The 19,261-nt window shown below is 57.9% G+C and carries 19 protein-coding genes and 1 tRNA gene; 3 read left to right on the forward strand and 17 right to left on the reverse strand.

Annotated elements, in window-relative coordinates:
* The first annotated feature begins 9 nt into the window (after window positions 1–9).
* The 3 genes from rplI (at window position 10) to AC0V6K_RS00570 (ending at window position 3,993) form a co-directional block, all read left to right on the forward strand.
* Entirely contained in the window at window positions 10–675 is a 666-nt protein-coding gene (rplI, locus tag AC0V6K_RS00560) for a 50S ribosomal protein L9 (protein ID WP_472623743.1), read from the forward strand.
* Window positions 676–770: 95 nt separating this feature from the next.
* Window positions 771–2,255, forward strand: coding sequence for an AMP nucleosidase (locus AC0V6K_RS00565; RefSeq protein ID WP_486172683.1), 1,485 nt, complete (start codon window positions 771–773; stop codon window positions 2,253–2,255).
* A 274-nt stretch (window positions 2,256–2,529) separates the two neighbouring features.
* Window positions 2,530–3,993 (forward strand): methyl-accepting chemotaxis protein, encoded by a 1,464-nt coding sequence (locus tag AC0V6K_RS00570; protein ID WP_472623747.1) that lies wholly within the window; start codon window positions 2,530–2,532, stop codon window positions 3,991–3,993.
* Between the two features lie 10 nt (window positions 3,994–4,003).
* On the opposite strand, the gene AC0V6K_RS00575 is transcribed toward AC0V6K_RS00570, so the two are convergent.
* The 17 genes from AC0V6K_RS00575 to AC0V6K_RS00655 all read right to left on the reverse strand — a co-directional run bounded on the left by AC0V6K_RS00575 (window position 4,004) and on the right by AC0V6K_RS00655 (window position 19,246).
* Window positions 4,004–4,522, reverse strand: a complete 519-nt coding sequence (locus AC0V6K_RS00575; RefSeq protein ID WP_472623749.1) for a type III secretion system chaperone family protein — start codon at window positions 4,520–4,522, stop codon at window positions 4,004–4,006.
* A gap of 75 nt (window positions 4,523–4,597) precedes the next feature.
* On the reverse strand, window positions 4,598–5,488 hold the full coding sequence (locus tag AC0V6K_RS00580) for a Vgb family protein (protein WP_472623751.1): 891 nt from the start codon (window positions 5,486–5,488) through the stop codon (window positions 4,598–4,600).
* 155 nt (window positions 5,489–5,643) lie between these two features.
* Entirely contained in the window at window positions 5,644–7,515 is a 1,872-nt protein-coding gene (locus tag AC0V6K_RS00585; RefSeq protein WP_472623753.1) for a M2 family metallopeptidase, read from the reverse strand.
* A gap of 70 nt (window positions 7,516–7,585) precedes the next feature.
* Entirely contained in the window at window positions 7,586–8,062 is a 477-nt protein-coding gene (locus AC0V6K_RS00590; protein WP_486172525.1) for a hypothetical protein, read from the reverse strand.
* 41 nt (window positions 8,063–8,103) lie between these two features.
* A complete protein-coding gene (locus AC0V6K_RS00595) occupies window positions 8,104–8,895 on the reverse strand; it encodes an alpha/beta fold hydrolase (protein ID WP_472623757.1) in 792 nt (263 codons plus the stop codon).
* Window positions 8,859–9,509, reverse strand: a complete 651-nt coding sequence (locus tag AC0V6K_RS00600; RefSeq protein WP_472623759.1) for a 2-hydroxychromene-2-carboxylate isomerase — start codon at window positions 9,507–9,509, stop codon at window positions 8,859–8,861. Before AC0V6K_RS00600 ends, AC0V6K_RS00595 begins: the two co-directional genes overlap by 37 nt.
* 13 nt (window positions 9,510–9,522) lie before the next feature.
* Window positions 9,523–10,131 carry an aspartate-semialdehyde dehydrogenase gene (locus AC0V6K_RS00605; RefSeq protein ID WP_472623761.1) on the reverse strand — a complete coding sequence of 203 codons (609 nt, stop codon included), beginning with the start codon at window positions 10,129–10,131 and terminating at the stop codon, window positions 9,523–9,525.
* A 4-nt stretch (window positions 10,132–10,135) separates the two neighbouring features.
* Window positions 10,136–11,161: an aspartate-semialdehyde dehydrogenase gene (locus AC0V6K_RS00610; RefSeq protein WP_472626189.1), complete on the reverse strand. Its 1,026-nt coding sequence runs from the start codon at window positions 11,159–11,161 to the stop codon at window positions 10,136–10,138.
* 89 nt (window positions 11,162–11,250) lie between these two features.
* Window positions 11,251–13,473: a S9 family peptidase gene (locus AC0V6K_RS00615; RefSeq protein ID WP_472623763.1), complete on the reverse strand. Its 2,223-nt coding sequence runs from the start codon at window positions 13,471–13,473 to the stop codon at window positions 11,251–11,253.
* Between the two features lie 129 nt (window positions 13,474–13,602).
* Window positions 13,603–13,971, reverse strand: coding sequence for a 50S ribosomal protein L19 (rplS, locus tag AC0V6K_RS00620; RefSeq protein WP_472623765.1), 369 nt, complete (start codon window positions 13,969–13,971; stop codon window positions 13,603–13,605).
* Window positions 13,968–14,708 carry a tRNA (guanosine(37)-N1)-methyltransferase TrmD gene (gene trmD, locus AC0V6K_RS00625; RefSeq protein WP_472623767.1) on the reverse strand — a complete coding sequence of 247 codons (741 nt, stop codon included), beginning with the start codon at window positions 14,706–14,708 and terminating at the stop codon, window positions 13,968–13,970. Before trmD ends, rplS begins: the two co-directional genes overlap by 4 nt.
* A 328-nt stretch (window positions 14,709–15,036) precedes the next feature.
* The gene (locus tag AC0V6K_RS00630) at window positions 15,037–15,993 is read right to left on the reverse strand and encodes a carbon-nitrogen hydrolase family protein (RefSeq protein ID WP_472623769.1); all 957 of its coding nucleotides are present in this window, start codon (window positions 15,991–15,993) and stop codon (window positions 15,037–15,039) included.
* 4 nt (window positions 15,994–15,997) lie between these two features.
* On the reverse strand, window positions 15,998–16,528 hold the full coding sequence (gene rimM, locus AC0V6K_RS00635) for a ribosome maturation factor RimM (RefSeq protein ID WP_472623771.1): 531 nt from the start codon (window positions 16,526–16,528) through the stop codon (window positions 15,998–16,000).
* A 6-nt stretch (window positions 16,529–16,534) separates the two neighbouring features.
* Window positions 16,535–17,068: a 30S ribosomal protein S16 gene (gene rpsP / locus AC0V6K_RS00640; protein WP_472623773.1), complete on the reverse strand. Its 534-nt coding sequence runs from the start codon at window positions 17,066–17,068 to the stop codon at window positions 16,535–16,537.
* Window positions 17,069–17,116: 48 nt separating this feature from the next.
* Window positions 17,117–18,610 carry a signal recognition particle protein gene (gene ffh, locus AC0V6K_RS00645; RefSeq protein ID WP_472623775.1) on the reverse strand — a complete coding sequence of 498 codons (1,494 nt, stop codon included), beginning with the start codon at window positions 18,608–18,610 and terminating at the stop codon, window positions 17,117–17,119.
* Between the two features lie 120 nt (window positions 18,611–18,730).
* A tRNA-Ala gene (locus AC0V6K_RS00650) sits at window positions 18,731–18,806 on the reverse strand.
* Between the two features lie 95 nt (window positions 18,807–18,901).
* A complete protein-coding gene (locus tag AC0V6K_RS00655) occupies window positions 18,902–19,246 on the reverse strand; it encodes a TIGR02300 family protein (protein WP_472623777.1) in 345 nt (114 codons plus the stop codon).
* Window positions 19,247–19,261 lie beyond the last annotated feature (15 nt).

Consider the following 19,261-nt stretch of genomic DNA (forward strand, 5'->3'; position numbering starts at 1 on the left):
AGAAAGAACATGGATATCATTCTCCTCGAACGTATCGAAAAGCTCGGCACCATTGGCGACATCGTCACCGTTAAAGACGGCTATGCTCGCAACTTCCTTCTTCCGCAGAAGAAAGCCCTGCGCGCGAACGACGCCAACAAGGCCGTGTTTGAAGCCAACCGTGAGCGTCTCGAAAAAGAGAACGCCGAAAAGCGTGGTGTTGCTGAAAAGCAGGGCGAAAAGGTTGCCGGTGCAGAAGTCATTCTGATCCGTGCTTCGTCCAACGCTGGCCAGCTTTATGGTTCGGTCAATGTCCGCGACATGGTCGCTGGCTTGGTTGAGCAAGGTCACGATGTTGACAAGAAGCAGGTTATCATGGGCGCGCCTATCAAGATGATCGGTATGCACGATGTGACCGTAGCTCTGCACCCTGAGGTGCACGTGACTGTCAAAGCCAACGTGGCACGCAGCGACGACGAAGCCGAGCTTCAGTCGCAGGGTGTCGACGTCCTCGCCCAGCTGTTCGAAGAAGAGCAGAAGGAAATTGAGGAGGCGGCTGCTGACACGCGTATCGACAATGAAGGCCTCGAGCCGGGTGAGATCCCCGCCGAGCTTCTTGAAGAAGGCGCTGCACCTGCTGAGGAAGCTTCGGAAGAAGCAGCAACAGAAGAAGCTGCTGGCGAAGAAGAAGCCTAAGGTTGATTTTTCGCGCTTTTTAGCGCATAACAATCAAAAGGGCGCGGCGTCGAGAGACTGCCGCGCCCTTTTTGTAACAAGAGCATTTTTGCCAAATCTGGCACTGCCTTGTCGCCAAAAACAAAAACAATAAGGATTACTGCATGACCCCAATCTCTGACATTATCGAACAATTGCAACGCCACTATAAGGAAGCAGTCACAACGCTTCGCAACGATGTCATGGCCTTTGGCCGCACTGGCACCGTGCCCCCTCAGCGAAAGCGTGAAGACGGCAGCTACGCCTATCCGCAGCTGACTTTGCATTATTCGGGAGTTGGAGAACCGCAGGATCGGAGCCGTGCCTTTGGCCGGTTGGAGATGCCGGGGACATACACCACAACCGTAACCCGCCCCGATCTATTCGCGCCTTACCTTAAGGAGCAGCTGGAGCTGATCGCAGCGGAGTACGACATTGACGTGACTGTTGAGCGCTCACGACAAGAGATCCCGTTCCCATATGTGCTTGATGGCGATGCGGGTGCTGCGATGGTGGGCATTGCCCCGACGGATATCGCGCAGCACTTCCCCTCAACAGACCTCGCCCTCATCGGAGATGAGCTAGCTGATGGGATCGAATTCGATGTCGATCAGGACATGCCGCTCTCGCTGTTCGATGGTTTGCGGACCGATTACTCACTCGCCCGCCTCGCTCACTACACCGGCACAAGCGTCGACGATTTTCAGGACTTTATCCTGTTCACCAACTATCATCGCTATGTTGACGAGTTCGTGAACTGGGGTGCGCAGCAGATCGGGACAGGCGGGTATACCGGCCTTTCCGGTGCTGGTGGCCTCAGCATCAGCGATCCGACCGAGAACGCACAGGAAGAACTGAGCGACACTGCCTGGCGAAAGCACCAGATGCCTGCGTATCACCTCAAACGCGAAGACGGCAAAGGCATCACTCTGGTCAATATCGGCGTGGGTCCGTCCAACGCCAAGACAATTTGTGACCACTTGGCCGTGCTGCGTCCCCATGCCTGGATGATGATCGGTCACTGCGGCGGCGTCCGTTCCAGTCAGAAGATTGGCGATTTCGTACTAGCCCACGCTTATTTGCGTGATGACCATGTGCTGGACGCGATCCTGCCACCGGAAGTGCCCATCCCTCCCATCGCGGAAGTGCAGTTGGCTCTCGCCGAGGCGGCTGAAGCTGTGTCGGGCGTACAAGGCGCGAACATTAAGCAACGCATGCGCACCGGCACGGTCGTGACGACAGATGATCGCAACTGGGAATTGCTCTACTCCAGCTCAGCCAAGCGTTTCTCCCAAAGCCGCGCCATTGCGGTCGAAATGGAAAGCGCGACGATCGCTGCTCAGGGATACCGTTTCCGGGTTCCGTACGGCACTCTTCTCTGTGTCTCGGACAAGCCTCTCCACGGCGAAATCAAGCTGCCGGGTCAGGCCAACAAGTTCTACGAAGAGGCGATTGCTGCACACCTCCAGATCGGTCTTGAAGCGTGTGCCCACTTGAGAGACGAAGGAGACCGCCTCCACAGTCGCAAACTGCGCGCCTTTAATGAACCGCCCTTCAGGTAAGGCCAGGCCGATAGAGACCGAGTAGTTCTACGGATCACCACGCCACTCATGTGATAACCAAGATCGGTGACAAGGGCCGCATGAGCGGTCTGCAATCAATCATTTCGTCAACCGGTGGAGCCAAGTCTTGGGCCCAAGTGGGTTCGATTTCACATGGGCTTCTACCCGATCATCTTCAGTTCAACGACGCCCCTTCATCGTTGCTGCTGCCAGATGTTCACATCGACGAGTTAGCCGATTCTGTGGACCGCTCAACCCAATGGGAGAGCGACGCATGATCGAAAAGATTACAGCCCTAAGGCAACGCGGTCATGGCCTGATCACAATTGGCGGATGGAGCGTCACAGCACTTCTCGCGGTTCTGGGATTCTTTATAGGTCAGCCTGCGTTTCTCGCAGCTCTGGGTAGCGCTGCGCTAAACATTGGTTCGACAGTCCACGCCAAACAAAAGCGTGTCGATAGCCAAGCACGAATGGGGCTCAGCTTGATGGCGGTATCCCAAGCCGCATTGCTCTTCTTCGTCCTGCATAACACGGGCTGGCAGGTTGATATGCACATTTGCCTTTACATCGCCCTCGCCTCGCTCGGGCTCCTCTGTGACGTGCGTTCAATCATCATGGGGTGCGTCACGGCCATCTTGCTGCATGCTATTACGGCTTTTTTCGCTTCAGAATCGATTTTGGACATTCTGGTTCAGGCTGTTGGCCTCAGCTTGATCGGGGGGACTCTTTGCATTGTCACCTCAACCTTCCACAAAACTTCAGCCCTCCTGATAAAGGCACGCGAAGATCTCGATCAACAGGATGCAGAGCTTCAAGCCGTACAGCTTCGCTGGGAACGCGAACTTGCCCAGCAAGAAGAGACCAAAGTCGAGGGCTCTGGAGAGCGTAAGGCCGAGTTTGAGAAGTTCGCACAAGACTTTGAGCAAACAGTCTCCGCCGTCGCTCGTTCTGTCGCAGCCACGGCCCGCCTTCTCGAGAAGGCCACCAAGAACCTCGACCACGTGGCCAACGATGCCCACCTTCGCGCCAACGAGGTTGCAGAAACAGCTGACACCGCAACCCGCGCCGCTGAGACGGTCGCGCGCGGTGTTGCTGAGCTCTCTGGATCGATCGCGAACATCGCGGTCAATGTTGGCCAGCAATCAGACGTAACCGCGCGCGCCACCGAACGCTCGAATCTGGGCGGCAAGGCTATGGGTAACCTCGCTGATCGTTCGGACACGATTGGGGAAGCGACCAAAGCGATCGTTCAGATAGCTGAGAAAACAAACCTGTTATCGCTCAATGCCGCCATCGAGGCTGCACGAGCTGGCGCGTCAGGCCGTGGCTTCACCATCGTAGCTCAAGAGGTGAAAACGCTTGCACAACAGGCCGCCATCGCCGCTACCGAGATTGAGGATCTACTTAGCGGAGTGCGTTCAGGCACAGAAGAGGCGGAGCTCAGCTTCAGCGCCATCGAAACTGTCGTGCAACAGCTTGAACACGCCGCCACGGCAATACGGCACGATGTCGAAAACCAACGCCGCTCTGCCGATACGATCGAAGACTACGCAAGGCGCGCCGTTGGTGACGTGCAAGATATGGCAGAGCGGAGCAAGTCGCTGGCCGGCATTGCGCATGATGCGAAAGAGCTTTCGAAGGAACTGGGCGTCACCACAACACAGCTTTTGGCCAACGTTACGTCGCTGGAAACCTCAACTGATCAATTCATCGGCCAATTGCGGGCTGCAAATTGACCAATGCGCCTCAGCGTTCTGCGCCGAAGTCTGTCAGCGTCTTTCGCGCCTTTACGATTTCCTGGCCAAACACCAGGAGCTGCGCCCGGGCATTGGCATAGCTGATACCGAATGCCGCGTTGATATAGCTTTGCAGAACCACGGTGCCGTTCTCCATCCGATACACTTTCGCAGACGGATTGAGGTCGTTGTAGCGATGCAGAAGCGCATCCAATTCGCCCAGATTGCGGCTGTCGTTGCGTGTGAAGACAGCAATAAGCATCAATCCGGTGCATCCCTGCTCTTCCGAGCAAGCGCGCGGTGAAACGGTAAAAGCGAGACCGCCATCAGCGCTTGCGCGGAAAACTTTCTGGCCGCCTGGTCCCGCCTCGATGTTGAAGTTTGTCTGCACATCCAAGAGCAATCGCGAAATCGTCGCGTCATTAAACTGCGTCACGGCCTGCTGCTGCGGAGCTTGAGCCCGCGCAGGCGATGCAAGCAATACGGCCGCCATCAGGCTGGTCAGAAATATCTTGAGCGTGGCCTTCATAGGTCAAACACCTCTTTCTTCTAAACTTCTTTGTCCGTTCATTGCCGCATTCCGCAGACTAGACGGACTAACCAATCAGGGCAGGATAGCCAAGCCGTCACCGCCTTTGCCGACCTTGATACGCCGCAAGACTTTGCCGTTCTCGTAATCCACCTCTGCGATGGTGTCTGACGCGGTTTCGGCGACATAGATGCGCTTGCCGTCGTCCGACCAGAGGATCGTAACCTGAAAACGTTGCTGCACTTCTTCAGGGCTGGATACGGCGATGGAGCGCACGACTTTTGCCGCAGCAAGATCGATCACCGTCAAACCGCCATCGGCAAGGTCAGAGGTAACCGCTACGTCGCCTTGCGGCCGAATTGCCAAGCGCAGCGGGAAACGTCCGGTGTCAACAGTCTCGCGGACTTTCATCGTGAGGGGATCAAGCGCAAATGCCTGATTGGAGCCACGCGCCGAGACCCATAGCGTTTTGCCATCGGGCGACAGATCAATGCCTTCCGGCTCCTCACCAACAGTCACCGAAAGTGGCTTGGCCTTGCCGGTCAGATCAATCCGCGTGACCGTTTTAGAACTAAGGTCCGTCGTCCAAGCTGCGGTTTCATCGGGAGAAACGGCAACCATATGGCTGCCCTGTTTGTCGGTTGGAAACTCCTGCAGCTGCAGCTCTTTCGCCTCGAAAAAGCCGTCAACGGGGTCAGTGATCCTGAAGATCGACTGCCGGCCCTCTGCCGTCACGTAGATCGTGCCGCTTTGGTGCCATACGATACCATGCGGTCGCGCATTCTCGCCCAGATCAAAAGTATACTGCTTCTCAAGATCGCGGGTGGAAAACACCTCAACCGTCGTTCCGCCGTAACAGGCTAGCGCAACATTTTGACCATCGGGCGAAGTCGCGAGCTCGTGCGGATTGGTACAGCTGTCGAGACGCAGCACCTCTTTCCCTGTCTCAAGATCAATCTTGGACAAGGTGTTTCCGCGCTTGTTCGCGACGAACAGCGACGGCTTCAGGTCCTCCTTCAGAGGCGCGTAAACGGTCGCACTTTGGCCCTCTCCGTTTGGGCTAGGCGCTGGAGCACATGCTCCGAGAAGTGCAGCGAATGCCAGTAAAGAGAGGTGCTTCCTCACCATCCAGCTTCCTGGCCTTTGTTCTGCTCTTCGAGCCACTCCATCAGCGGAGCGAAATACTCAACCATCGCCTTGCCAGACATCTGTCGCTCGCCTGTGAATGCCTCAAGAGCGTCAGGCCATGGCTTCGATGCGCCCATTTCGAGCATTGCATTCAGGTTTTTGCCGACTGCTTCATTGCCATAGAAAGAGCAGCGATGAAGCGGCCCTTCCCACCCGGCGGTGTCGCATGCGGCTTTGTAGAACTGGAACTGCAACAAGCGTGCGAGGAAGTAGCGGGTGTAACTGACGTTGCCGGGAATGTGGTACTTTGCACCAGCATCAAACTGCTCTTCGTTGCGTTCAACCGGTGGGACGATGCCCTGATATTCGGTGCGAAGGTCAGTCCACCCGCTGTTGAGGTTTTCTGATGCAATGCTGCCATCGAAAAGGCCCCAGCGATAGCGGTCGACAAGCAGGCCAAACGGCAGGAATGCAACCTTGTCCATCGCCTGTCGAAGCAGCAGCCCGATATCCTTGTCGGCGCTAGGCACTTGCTCCGGTTCGAGCATGTCGATCTGCACCAGGTATTCCGGCGTGATCGAAAGCGCGATCATGTCGCCAATCGCTTCGTGGAAACCGTCATTGGCACCGTCGAGATGCAGGTAATCCTGATGATTGTATGCGCGCTGGTAGTAGTTATGGCCAAGCTCGTGGTGGATGGTGATGAAGTCATCCGCGTTTTGCTTGATGCACATCTTGATCCGGATGTCGTCTATATTGTCCAGGTTCCAGGCGGAAGCGTGACAGACAACTTCTCGGTCGCGCGGCTTGGTAAACTGGCTGCGCTCCCAGAAAGTCTCCGGTAGCGGGTCAAAGCCCAGCGATGAGAAGAACTGTTCACCAACCTTTGTCATCTCGACGGCATCGAGCTCTTTGCCAACGATGAGATCGGTCAGGTCATATCCAATATCGCCAGCTCCCTCCGGAGCCACGAGCGGGTAGATATTACCCCACTCCTGCGCCCACATATTGCCGAGCAAATCTGCACGAATGGGACCAGTGGCGGGCTGCACTTCGTCGCCGTATTTCTCGTTCAACTTGCGACGGACATAGGTGTGAAGCGCGACATAGAGCGGCTTCACTTCTTGCCACATCCGCTCTGTTTCGGCGGCGAATTGCTCCGGTGTCATGTCATAGCCGGAGCGCCACATTGTGCCGACATTGGCAAAGCCGAGCTCGCTGGCCCCTTCATTCGCTATGCCGAGCATTTTGATGTAGTCCTCGCGCATCGGCGCGCCGACATTGTTGTGCCAGCTGGTCCACATTTCCTTGAGCTCATCGGGTGTGCGCTCGAGGTTCCCCATCTCCGCTTCGATATCGGACCCGTTGATCGGCTCACCGTTCAGTGTGCCTTTGCCACTGCCATACTGCGCACCGAGGCTGGTTGCGATTGCCGACAATTCCGTTGCTGCGCCATCGCGCGAGGGTGCAGGCATGGATATCCCGTTGCGCATCTTATCAAGCTTGCGACGGACCTCTTGGCTTAACCCCTCTATTCCTGCGTATTGCGCCGCCTCTTTGGCGTATTTCACACTCATCAACGTTGCCCGCGCGCCGTATTCAGCCACCAGCTTGTTGCTGTCATAATTGATGTTGGTCGCCTGCAACCAATAGACGTGCGAAGACAGGTTCGAGAATTCCAGCATCTCCTTCTCGGCCGCTGCAACAAATTGCTCCGCACCCTCAGGCGTCAAAGGGAATACTAACTCTTCCGCTTCGCCAACAACCGTCTCAGTGGCATGATCATCCGCCAGAACAGGCGAAGCAGCAAGAGTTAGGGCAATCGCACCAAGTGATGACTTGAGCGCATAAGCAGCGGATTTCATGGACATGATCCTCGTTGGATAAAGTTGCATTTGAAACTGCCTGGCAGGGTGAACCTGCAAGCGGGCTTAATCAAGCCTGTGAAGCCGCTTTGCGCGTCATGAACTGCGCGGCAATCACACAGATAAAGGCCGCGATGAAGGTATTCACCTTCAACGGACCCATCTGAGACGCAATCCCGGCCAATCGGTCCTCACCTGAGAACTGGACCACTTGAACCAATTGCAGTGATGTTTCGACGATGTCGCTGACCAGAAAAATGGCGCCACAGAAAATGGCAACCCACCCAAGCAGGCTAGGCCAGTACTTCACTGCAGAACGGAAATGCAGGCCAGCAACAATGCATCCTGACCCGTAGATCAGAATGAAGATCAAATCACTTATCATCGCGGCTGCTGCGAGACCGATCAGTCCTTCACCCGCCCATGCGTCTTGGATACGATTGACAGCTGCAGCGTCTGGCGCAGCTTGATGGTCTAGTATGCCGCCCGGGACCGCATCGATTATAAGCGGGAAATGGATAAGCAAAGTGACCGCAAATGAGGCCACGCCCAACCAGAACCATCGCAAAGCCACTCGTCTAGAGAACATCATACGGCACCAAGAAACTCCACAATAGCCTCGCCAATCTCGGGCTTAGTCGCGCTGTCGAGATGGCCACCCGGCACCTTGATGTATCGCGCATTGGGCAGAAGGTCGGCGAGTTCGGTGGCAGAGCCATTGTCTTGATCGCGCTCGCCGCACACCACGGCAGTGGGCATGGTGACATTTGCGAGTTTGGCGACATCGAGGTCACCCATTCCATCCAGAAGCAGACGGGCCGCCACTCGGTCCACGCCTTGGGACTTAAGAAACTGGCGCGAGTAATACGCCGGATCGTTGCGTGTGATCGTGTCGAACTCGTCAATCACTCGCTTGAAGAATGTCGATCGTTTCTGCCACTCGGACAGCCCGGATACGCCCATCCCGGCGACAACAAGTTTGCGCGGCGCGACAACTTGGCTCGCCACGGCATGAAGCGAAGTGCGTGCACCGAGCGAGAAACCCACAAGGTCAAACTCGCCATCCTCAAGCCCCAGATCATCGAGCAATGCCATCAAATCGCGGACCAAGACACCTTCGGGATAGGACGCCGGATCGCGAGGAGCCTCGCTTTCCCCGTGCACGCGGAAATCGAGCATGATCGCCTCGAACCCTGCTGCTGCTAGCCGGTCGGCATGGCCCCACTTAATCCAGTTCATCTCCGCACTGGAGAACAGACCGTGGAGAAGGATGACCGGAGGGCCCTCGCCGACACGGTGGACGGCTAAGCTGGTGCCATCGAACGAAGCAAACTGCTCGGACCTCACCGCTTCGTCAGGCCTTTCTGCTCCATGCGCCATTTTGCCATATCGACGCGGTCTTGGCCGAAGAACGGTTCGCCATCGAACACCAGCGTGGGCACACCCCAGTGGCCTGCCGCTTCCAGAGCCTCTTGATTAGCGGCGATTTCAGCATCGAGCGCTTCGGCATCGCTGGTGACTTCGGCTTCCATATCGGCGAGGTCTAGCCCCGCTCTCTCGGCTGCACCCGCAAGGTGATGGCCCTCGTTCCAGCCATCGACCGTGCCATCCCAGATGATTTGTGAGGCCTCGTGCGCAAAGGCGAGGCCCCTGCCACGGCGGGTTGCCGCCTGACCCAACCGCCCAATTCGGTAGATATGCGGCTGATCTGCCGCAATCTCGCGGGTCATCAGGTTCTGGACCACTGGGTCCGGGCGAGGCCACGCGATCGGCAAGTCAAGAAATGCAGCCGTACGCATCGAGTCCATTAGGATGTAACGTGGTGCGGCCGGATTGCCGGTAAACAGGATATCGGGGTCACGAATGGCAATCGGCCAAACGGTGCGCAGAGTGATGTCTAGGTCATATTCCGCCGCCATCGCCCGATACCGTCCCACCGCAAGGTAGGAATAAGGCGAACGGAAGCTGAAAAATAGGTCAGCCTGAAGTGTCATGCTAGGCCTCCAATCAACGGAAGAAGCACTGAGTGCCTGAATACAGCATCGAGACTTTCCCAGCCTCGAAGAAGCCGAACAGCGTCTCACCCAGCTGGAATTCCTCGCCCAACGTGCTGTCTTCAATCAATTCAAAACCGCTCGCTGCCTCGACGGTAGCTTTGGCCGTTCCAATCTGCGCCGCGCTGTTGGTTGTAATCTCCACTGGTGCCGCCGCATCGCCATCCTGCGGGCTGCGCCAGTTCCAGCCGACGAGCTTGTCCTCTTGAAAATTCACGGTCACGCCGCCGGGATAATCGGTGAAGTCCATTGGTCCCGCCCCGCATTCATTCATTGCGTTGCGGCCCGAAGGCGCCCCCAAAAGGGCCTCAAGTGATGCCTCCACCTGACTGCGGCTTGTTTCGTATGCGAAGACCTTGTCACCTACGGTGAACCCGCTTTGCATCAGCTTCAGCGCGCTTTTCTGAGCAGGCTCGGGATCTTCACTCTCGGTCGGGCTTGGGCTGGGTGTCGGCGTCGATGTTGCAGGGACAGTTTCAACCGGTACCGGCGCTTCCTCTTCCTTGGTCCCGCCACAGGCGGCTAGAGCCACCAAACTTACCGCTGCAATAAATTGACGCATTCCCTCACCCCTTTTTCAAATGCCGCCTTCCAAGCAGTTCGGCGATCTGAACCGCGTTAAGCGCGGCTCCTTTCCGCAGATTGTCAGAAACGCACCACAATGTCAGCCCGTTCTCGACAGTCGGGTCCTCGCGCACGCGGCTGATATAGGTTGCTCCGTCACCGGCGCTCTCGACAGGTGTGACGTATCCTTCGTCCTCGCGCTTATCGATCAGCATAATGCCCGGCGCCTCGCGCAGGATCTCCTGAGCCTGCTCGGCACTGATTTCCTTCTCGAATTCGATATTCACCGCTTCGGAGTGGCCGACAAACACCGGCACGCGGACGCACGTGGCGTTCAGCTTGATCTTGGGGTCGAGAATTTTCTTCGTCTCAACCACCATCTTCCATTCTTCCTTGGTCGAACCATCGTCGAGGAAGACGTCGATGTGGGGAATGACGTTGAAGGCGATCTGCTTGGTGAAGGTCGCAGGCTCGACTGGATCGCCGACAAAGATGGCGCGGCTTTGCTCAAACAGCTCGTCCATCCCTGCTTTGCCCGCGCCAGAGACCGACTGATAGGTTGAGACGACAACACGCTTGATCGTCGCGGCATCGTGCAGCGGCTTGAGCGCGACCACCAGCTGCGCGGTCGAGCAGTTGGGGTTGGCGATGATGTTACGCTCTTTGTAGCCATCGATCGCATCCGGATTCACTTCCGGCACGATCAGCGGCACATCCGGGTCCATCCGGTAAAGCGAGGAGTTGTCGATCACGACGCAGCCCGCTGCCGCCGCCTTGGGTGCGTATTCCTTTGCCGGTCCGCTGCCTGCCGCGAACAAAGCGATGTCCCAGCCGGCCCAGTCGAAGTGTTCGATATTCTTGCATTTGAGCATTTTGCCCGTGTCGCCGAATTCGACTTCGGTGCCATGCGACCGGCTGCTCGCTACGGCGGCGACTTCCTCAATGGGGAACTCGCGTTCAGCAAGGATCTGCATTACTTCGCGCCCGACATTTCCGGTCGCGCCGACAACGGCCACCCGATAACCCACTTCACTTACTCCTGATGTCTGTTGCAGCGCGGGATAGCGAGCCATCCGCGCTTGGCAACAAAGTATTCCTATGCGGCTGCAGTGCTGCCTTACTCCGGCGGTGTCACCCCGTGCGCTTCGAGGAACCGGAAATAGGTGTTCCAGAGATGCGGGCTGATCTGCTCGCCGCCCACACGGTGGGTGTAGCCAGGATAGAGCATCATCTCGAACGGCACGTTGTTTTCCTGCATGACGCTGATGATCTCGGTGGCGTTTTCGAACACCACGTTGTCATCCGCCATGCCGTGCACGATTAGCAGCGGGTCGCTGATTTTGGTCGCATCGGGGATGGCGCTGGCTTTCTCATAAGCTTCAGGCACCTTGTTTGGGTCGCCCATATACCGCTCTGTGTAATGGGTGTCGTATAGCTCCCATCTGGTCACCGGAGCGCCTGAAATGCCTGCAGCATAAAGGCCCGGATCGGCTTCCAGCTGCTTGAGCGTCATATAGCCGCCATAGGACCAGCCATAGATCGCGATCTTATCAGGATCGACGAAATCGAGAGACTTGAGATATTCCGCTCCGACTTTCTGGTCGCGCACTTCCACGCCGCCCATTGCGCGGTAGAGCGGCTGTTCAAAATCGACTCCGCGGTTGGCGGTGCCGCGATTGTCGAGCTCGAACCAGATGTAGCCTTTATCGACCACGGCCTGCGCCAGAGCGCCGGTAAAGGCCTTGGTCACAATCTGCGGACCAGGGCCAGAATAGTGATAGTAGAACACAGGATATTGCTTGCCCGGCTCCATTTCCGGTTTGAGCATCATCCAGTGCAGATCGGTCCCATCCTCGGCCTTCACTATCCCGAATTCGGGGGTCACATGGCTCGCAATATACGGGGTGTAAGGGTGATCCGCGTCGAGCTTATTCTCCTCGACCCAAGTGATGCGATTGCCGCCACTATCCGCGAGATAGCTTTGTGGTGGCTGATTTGTCGCCGAACGGGTGATGTAGAGTGATTGGCCCTTGCCATCCATGCTGGCGGAATGGGTGTATTCGGGGTCAGTCAGCAAAGCTGGGCGGCTCAGTCGCTCCAAGCTCCCACGATAGATTTGCTGCGTTAGAACGCCATCGGTGGCCTGATAGAAGAACTCTCCTGCCTCCTCGTCTACACCAACCAAGCTCGTGTGCTGCCTTGGAAGCGACGTGAGTTGCGTCCATTCGCCACCTTTGAAGCGATAGAACTGCCCAAATCCATCGCGCTCTGACCACCACAGCAATGATCCATCGCGCAGAAAACGATAGTCGTTGCCGAGGTTGATCCAGTAGTCTTCGCGCGCGGCTTTTTCGGTGAACCACACTTCACTCGCGCCCGTATCGGGATCGACCTTAAGCATATCGAGCACGGTCTGCTCGCGGTTCTGACGCTGAACATAGATCGCACTGCCATCCGGTGCCCAATCGACACGGGCCACGTAGATGTCCGTCTCTTCACCAAGATCAATCTTGGTGCGCTTGCCACCGTCAGTGATGATGTAGAGCTCGACAATCGCGTTGTCGGAGCCCGCAACCGGATAGCGTTGGTCATAAACCTTGGTCCCCGTCGCGCCGATGGCTGCGCGGGTGACGATGCCGACCGGGTTTTCGTCGGTGCGCTGAACAACAAGGCTCTCTTCATCAGGGGCCCACCAATATCCGGTCAGCCGTCCCATCTCCTCCTGAGCGACGAATTCAGCCTCGCCCCAGCGGATGTTCTCGCCTTCCTCGGGCGTGATCGCTTCAGGCTCTTCGCCCAAACCGCCCACCCAAAGCCGGCGGTCACGCACGAACGACACCGCACCAACGCGCGGGGACAATTTGGGATTGAGCTCGCTTTCCTCGGTGTCGGTCAACTGCGTGACCTCGCCATCAAGCCTCGCGAAGTACAGATCGCCGTCGAGCGGCACCAGCACGCCGGAACCATCGCTCGCCCATTGATAGGACACGATGCCGGAGAGCCCGCCGACACGTGCTCGTTCGCGCTGCATCTTTTCGTCTTCAGACAGCTCGCGGCCCGTCCCGACCTTTTCGCTATCGACCAACATCGACCACTCGCCGCTCTCGATCTCGAACCCCCAGAGATCGTACCGATTGGCATCATCATCGCGGTTGCGCAGAAGGGTTAGGTATTTGCCATCGGGCGATAGCTTCGCCTGACGCGGGCTTGAGCCATTTAGCGAAGGCGAGGCAAAGACGCGCTCGAATGTGAGCTTCTGTTCTTCACTCATTGCGTGATCGTCAGCGATAGCTGGTGTGGCAAGCAGTGCGGCGGCAACGGCCAAAATCGGTAAGCGCATGTCAAAGGAGGCCTCTCAACTCGAAACGGTTGGCATTCTCCCTCGCAATCGCACGTCTCAAACGCAAGGCCCACAACGAAAAAGGGCGGCCCATTAAGGACCGCCCTTTCGAATTCGCTGGTGCGAGACTTACGCCTTAGGCGCGTTGTCCCGACGTTCGGCGATACGCGCACGCTTACCGGTGCGGCCACGCAGATAATACAGCTTCGCACGACGCACGACACCGCGACGCACCACGGTGATGCTGTCGACGATCGGCGAGTACAGCGGGAACACACGCTCCACACCTTCGCCAAAGCTGATTTTGCGCACGGTGAAGTTGGAGCCCATGCCACGGTTCGAACGCGCGATGACCACGCCTTCGAAGTTCTGGACACGCTCGCGGTTGCCTTCCTTCACCTTCACGCCGACGCGAACGGTGTCGCCCGCGCGGAATTCTGGAATCTCTTTTTCAACCTTGCCGATTTCTTCGGCTTCGATTTGCTGGATCAGGTTCACTGGTCCGTTCCTTCATCTTTTCGCCGCGCGCCAGAGGCAGACTGGTCCCCAGCGTCCGTATGACGCTGCCAAAGGTCCGGCCTGCGTAACCGAGTGATCTCTTGCGACTTGGCTTCACGCCATGCCGCAATCTTCGCATGATCCCCCGATCGCAGCACTTCGGGGATCGTGCGCCCTTCCCATTCTTGAGGTCGGGTATATTGCGGATATTCGAGGAGGCCGTTTTCGAACGACTCTTCGGTCCCGCTAGAAGCCGCGCCCATTACGCCGGGAAGCAGCCGAATGCAAGCATCAAGTATGGTGATCGCAGCCGTCTCTCCGCCCGATAGAACGATGTCTCCGAGCGAGACCTCTTCTATGTCGGGCCGGGCTTCGAAAAGGCGCTCGTCAAAACCTTCGAACCGGCCGCAAATAATGGTGACGCCCGGACCACTCGCAATCTCGCGAATGCGCGCCTGCGTAATCGGCTTTCCGCGCGGCGTCATGGCGAGAATAGGGCGATCATCGGCAACGCTATCGAGCGCCGCAGCCATCACGTCGCATTTGAGGACCATTCCCGCCCCGCCGCCAGCGGGCGTGTCATCAACAGTGCGGTGCTTGTCAGTCGTGAATTCGCGCGGGTTCACGGTCACACAAGACCAATCGCCCCGCTCCAGCGCCTTGCCAGCGAGCGAGGTGCTTAGAGGGCCGGGGAACATCTCGGGGTAGAGGGTGAGGATGGTGGAGGCGAAGGTCATGAACGCCAGCGCTCAATTGCTTTACGACTTAGGTGCGACGACGCAAACCAACTGCAGGCTGCAAACAGGACCAAAGCGACGACACTACCCCACGGAACCGGATCGTCACCACAATAAAGCGAATAACTAACCGTCGGACACGGCCCCGGCCTGACAAAAGAAAGAAGGAATGCGAGGTATAGTGCGGGCGTCACAATCAAAAGCGGCACCACCGACGCAACGACAATCGAGCTCAGTCGCCGGAATATCGAGGCGACCAAAAGGGCTGTCGGGACTGCCAAGGCAATCACCAACGCAAATCCAATGAGGCCAAACACCACGAAAGCGACTATGAGTTCTGCCAATTCACCCCGTCCTTCGCCCGCGTGTCGACATTGAGCTCAAACACATCAGGCCGCGAATAATGACCGTCGGTGTCGAGGCTCGCTAGCCCCTGCCCGATCTCGCTCAGGTCCAATTCGGCGTGGAGAATTTCTTCTCCCTCACCAGCCTGCGCCAGCACCCGCGCATCGGGTGCGATAATCAATGATCCGCCTCGGTTGAGCTGCTCGCCTTCGATGGCTTCAAACAGCGCTTTAGCCTCCGCGTTGCCCCCAACCCGCTCCAGCCCGTCGAACAGGTCATCGCGGTGCTGCACCAGTCCTGCGGCGAGCACAAAGCAGCGCCCTTCCATCGCGTAGTGCCGCGATGCCAGCGCATATTCCTCGCGCACAGTCGGCCACGCCGCGACGTGGACGGTTTCGCCCAGATTGTGCATCGCTGCGCGGGCCAAGGGCATCCAGTGTTCCCAGCAGATCAGGTTCCCTGCCCGGCCCCAGTCCGCCTGATGCACGCCCAGCGTTGAACCATCGCCGCGCATCCAGATCAGGCGCTCGCCATGGGTGGGCACCAGCTTACGGTGGTCGAGCGGCGGTAGGCCGGTGCGGAAGAGAAGTTGGTTGTTGTAGAGGCTAGAGCGCACCCGCTCATGCGCGCCGATGGAGATGCACGCACCGCTTTCATCGCACAGCTCCTGCAAAGGCAGCAGCCGCTCGTCATTGGGCACAATCGCCTGCTCGAGCATGATGGCATGGACCGCCTTTGTGCCCGGATGGTCCCACAAAGCCGCGCCGGGAGCCTCATCGAGCCACAGCGGATAGCCACCCAAAAACGTCTCGCCAAAAGCAACAAACCGCGCGCCGTCATCGATAGCTTTGCGAGCAAGGCCCGCCGCCTTCTCGATTCCCCCTGCAAAATCCAGGGGAATGGGTGCCGCTTGGCATATGGCAACGTTGAGTTTGGTCATGCGCTTAATCGTCGGCGAATTCCGCTGCGATCACAAGTCTTTCCGCGTCCCATTCGATCACCGCGTCCTTGGTCATTGGGACCATAAACGACTTCATGCCCTTGGCGGGAGCAGGGTCTTTCGCGATTTCGATGATGTCGGTCGCGCCGAAATTCTGGACAGCGGTGACCTTGCCAAGCACGTCGCCAGCATCTGTCTCGGCCCGCAAGCCAACCAGATCGGCGTGGTAGTATTCGCCCTCTTCGAGCGCCGGCAAAGCTTCGCGCGACACCGTGAGAACGGTCCCGCGCAGCTTTTCAGCCTGTGTCCGATTGGTCGCCTCGGCAAAGCGCGCCACAGCGCCGCCCTTGTTGTCGGGGCGGATCTTCTTGAGGGTCAGCGCAGCACCGGATTCTTTGGCGCTGAGAGTTTTGTGCGCGGAGAGCGTATCGACGCCCTCCCCGAACAATTTGAGGCGAACCTCTCCGTGCACGCCATGCGCGCCGGTGATGGCAGCAAGTTCCACCATTCCCGGCGCATTGGGCGTGTCAGCCATAAAGGCTTAGTCTTCCGACTTTTCTTCGGTTGCTTCTTCAGCCGGAGCCTCTTCGACAGCGGCTTCTTCAGCGGGCGCTTCTTCTGCAGCCGCTTCTTCGGCCGGAGCTTCCGCAGGTGCTTCTTCAGCTGCAGGTTCTTCGGCAGGCGCTTCGGCTGCTGCCTTTGCTTCTTCTTCAGCGGCCTTCGCTGCTTCTTCGGCGTCTTTCAGCTTCTCAGCCTTCTCTTCAGCGCGCTCGACAGCTTTTTCACCGGGCTTGCCCTTGTTCGGGTTGTTGCGTGCTTCACGCTCCATGATGCCAGCAGCGTCGAGGAAGCGCAGAACGCGGTCCGAAGGCTGTGCGCCTACGCCGAGCCAGTACTTGGCGCGGTCTTCGTTGAGCTTCACGCGGTTTGCGTCATCCTTGGCGAGCAGCGGGTTGTAGACGCCGATCTGCTCCAGATATTTGCCGTCACGCGGTGCGCGGCTGTCGGCTGCAACGATGCGGTAGTACGGACGCTTTTTGGCGCCGCCACGCGAAAGCCGGAGTGCAATTGCCATGATAGATTACCTTTCGAGTTGAACTTGCTAATTTGATTGAATTTTGAATTACTTTTTTGGTTTGCCGCCAAGGCCTGGAAGGCCCGGTGGAAGGCCGCCGCCGGGTCCACCTAGACCTGGGAGACCGGGCGGCAATTCGCCGCCAGCGCCGCCGGGGCCACCCATCCCGGGCATTCCGCCACCACCAAACATCGATGCGAGGCCTTTGAGCCCACCCATCTTCTTGATCTGTTTCATTGCGCGGCTCATTTCCTGATGCATCTTCAGGACTTTGTTGACGCGCTGAACATCTGTGCCACTGCCCGCCGCAACGCGCTTCTTGCGCTTCGCGTTCATCAGCGCGGGGTTTTTGCGCTCTTTCTCGGTCATCGAACCGAGGATCGCGTCCATATGGACCAGAACCTTGTCGTCCATGTCGGCGGCGGCCATTGCCGCTTTCGCCTTCTTCATGCCCGGCATCATGCCCGCGAGCATGCCCAGGCCGCCCATATTCTGCATCTGCTTCAACTGCATACGCAGATCGTTGAGGTCGAACTTGCCTTTCTCGAAGTTCTTGGCGAGCTGCTCGGCCTCTTCTTCCTTGATTGTCGCCGCTGCCTTTTCGACCAGGCTGACGACATCGCCCATGCCGAGAATGCGGTCGGCGACGGAATTGGGGCGGAATGCTTCGATTGCATCGAGCTTCTCGCCAGTACCGGCGAACTTGATCGGTTTGCCTGTGACCGCGCGCATCGACAGCGCCGCACCACCGCGCGCATCGCCATCCATACGGGTGAGCACGACGCCGGTGAGTGGGACTTCGTTGGTGAAGCTCTGCGCGACGTTGACCGCGTCCTGACCGGTAAGGCTGTCGACCACCAGCAACACTTCGGTAGGCGCCGAAACCTGGCTGACAGCCTTCATCTCGGCCATCAGCGCTTCGTCAACATGCAGACGGCCCGCAGTGTCTAGCAGGAGTACGTCGAAGTTCTGGAGCTTCGCGCTCTCCATTGCACGACGCGCGATATCGACTGGCTGCTGGCCCGCGACAATTGGCAGGGTCGAGACATCGACCTGCTCGCCAAGCACTGCGAGCTGCTCCTGCGCCGCCGGACGGTTTACGTCCAGCGAGGCCATCATCGCCTTCTTGCCGTGCTTCTCGCGCAGCATCTTGCCGAGTTTAGCGGTCGTGGTCGTCTTACCCGAACCCTGTAGACCGACCATCATCACGACGACCGGCGGTTTGGCTTCGAGGTTCAGCCCCTCACCCGTGATCGCGCTTTCGGGATTCTCCGGATCACCGCCAAGCGTGCGCACGAGCTCGTCGTGCACGATCTTGACGACCATTTGGCCCGGCTTGACCGATTTCAGAACTTCAGCGCCGATGGCCTTTTCAGTGACCGCATCGATAAAGCGGCGCGCGACCGGCAGGGCCACGTCGGCTTCGAGCAATGCAATACGCACTTCGCGCATCGCATCACGAACATCCTGTTCACCTAGAGAACCGCGGCCTTTGAGCTTGTCAAAGACGCCGCCTAAGCGATCAGACAGATTGTCAAACATCTTCAACTACTCCTCTCAAATGCCGTAGCACCTGATACACACGAAAAACGCCGGCGGACGAAACCTCGTCGGCCAGCGTGCGAAATCCCTCGATAGAAATCTCGACTTGTATGTGTTCGATGGTGGAGCCTAGCGGGATCGAACCGCTGACCTCAACACTGCCAGTGTTGCGCTCTCCCAGCTGAGCTAAGGCCCCGTTCCATCGATTTTGCGACCCTATAAATATAGAGCCAAACCCCTGCTCTCGCAAGGAGCGCGCCGTTTATGGCCGCTCCCCGCGAAACGCAAGAATTAATTGTCGTCGTCGCCGTCGTCGTCGCCTTTGCCCTTGGACACGCCAAGGTCATCGTCGCCACCAAGGTCAACATCGTTGTCTGGCGAGTCATCATCGTCGTCGATGTTTTCGATGTCCTTCAATTCATCATCATCATCGCCGCCCAGATCGCTGTCTGCTTCGCCGTCTTTCTTCTTGTCCGCTTCATCCAGCGGGATCGGCTGCTTCGATTTCAGCACGGGCTCAGGGTACCATTCTTCACCGCATTCGATGCAGGTCACCGGCTCGTCATTACCCAGATCGTAGAAGCGTTCCCCGCATTTGGGGCAGGAACGCTTGGTGCCCCATTCTGGCTTCGCCATTTGAAAATCCTTGAA

The sequence above is a fragment of the Erythrobacter sp. S43 genome (genome assembly GCF_057364955.1).

Excerpts from the sequence above, each read along its gene's own strand:
- AC0V6K_RS00605 (WP_472623761.1), bottom strand. The coding sequence starts at position 10,131 with ATGCGTCAATTTATTGCAGCGGTAAGTTTGGTGGCTCTAGCCGCCTGT.
- AC0V6K_RS00575 (WP_472623749.1), bottom strand. The coding sequence starts at position 4,522 with ATGAAGGCCACGCTCAAGATATTTCTGACCAGCCTGATGGCGGCCGTA.
- AC0V6K_RS00630 (WP_472623769.1), bottom strand. The coding sequence starts at position 15,993 with ATGACCAAACTCAACGTTGCCATATGCCAAGCGGCACCCATTCCCCTG.
- AC0V6K_RS00585 (WP_472623753.1), bottom strand. The coding sequence starts at position 7,515 with ATGAAATCCGCTGCTTATGCGCTCAAGTCATCACTTGGTGCGATTGCC.
- AC0V6K_RS00615 (WP_472623763.1), bottom strand. The coding sequence starts at position 13,473 with ATGCGCTTACCGATTTTGGCCGTTGCCGCCGCACTGCTTGCCACACCA.
- rimM (WP_472623771.1), bottom strand. The coding sequence starts at position 16,528 with ATGGCTGACACGCCCAATGCGCCGGGAATGGTGGAACTTGCTGCCATC.
- AC0V6K_RS00595 (WP_472623757.1), bottom strand. The coding sequence starts at position 8,895 with ATGGCGCATGGAGCAGAAAGGCCTGACGAAGCGGTGAGGTCCGAGCAG.
- rpsP (WP_472623773.1), bottom strand. The coding sequence starts at position 17,068 with ATGGCAATTGCACTCCGGCTTTCGCGTGGCGGCGCCAAAAAGCGTCCG.
- ffh (WP_472623775.1), bottom strand. The coding sequence starts at position 18,610 with ATGTTTGACAATCTGTCTGATCGCTTAGGCGGCGTCTTTGACAAGCTC.
- rplI (WP_472623743.1), top strand. The coding sequence starts at position 10 with ATGGATATCATTCTCCTCGAACGTATCGAAAAGCTCGGCACCATTGGC.
- AC0V6K_RS00655 (WP_472623777.1), bottom strand. The coding sequence starts at position 19,246 with ATGGCGAAGCCAGAATGGGGCACCAAGCGTTCCTGCCCCAAATGCGGG.
- trmD (WP_472623767.1), bottom strand. The coding sequence starts at position 14,708 with ATGACCTTCGCCTCCACCATCCTCACCCTCTACCCCGAGATGTTCCCC.
- AC0V6K_RS00600 (WP_472623759.1), bottom strand. The coding sequence starts at position 9,509 with ATGACACTTCAGGCTGACCTATTTTTCAGCTTCCGTTCGCCTTATTCC.
- AC0V6K_RS00570 (WP_472623747.1), top strand. The coding sequence starts at position 2,530 with ATGATCGAAAAGATTACAGCCCTAAGGCAACGCGGTCATGGCCTGATC.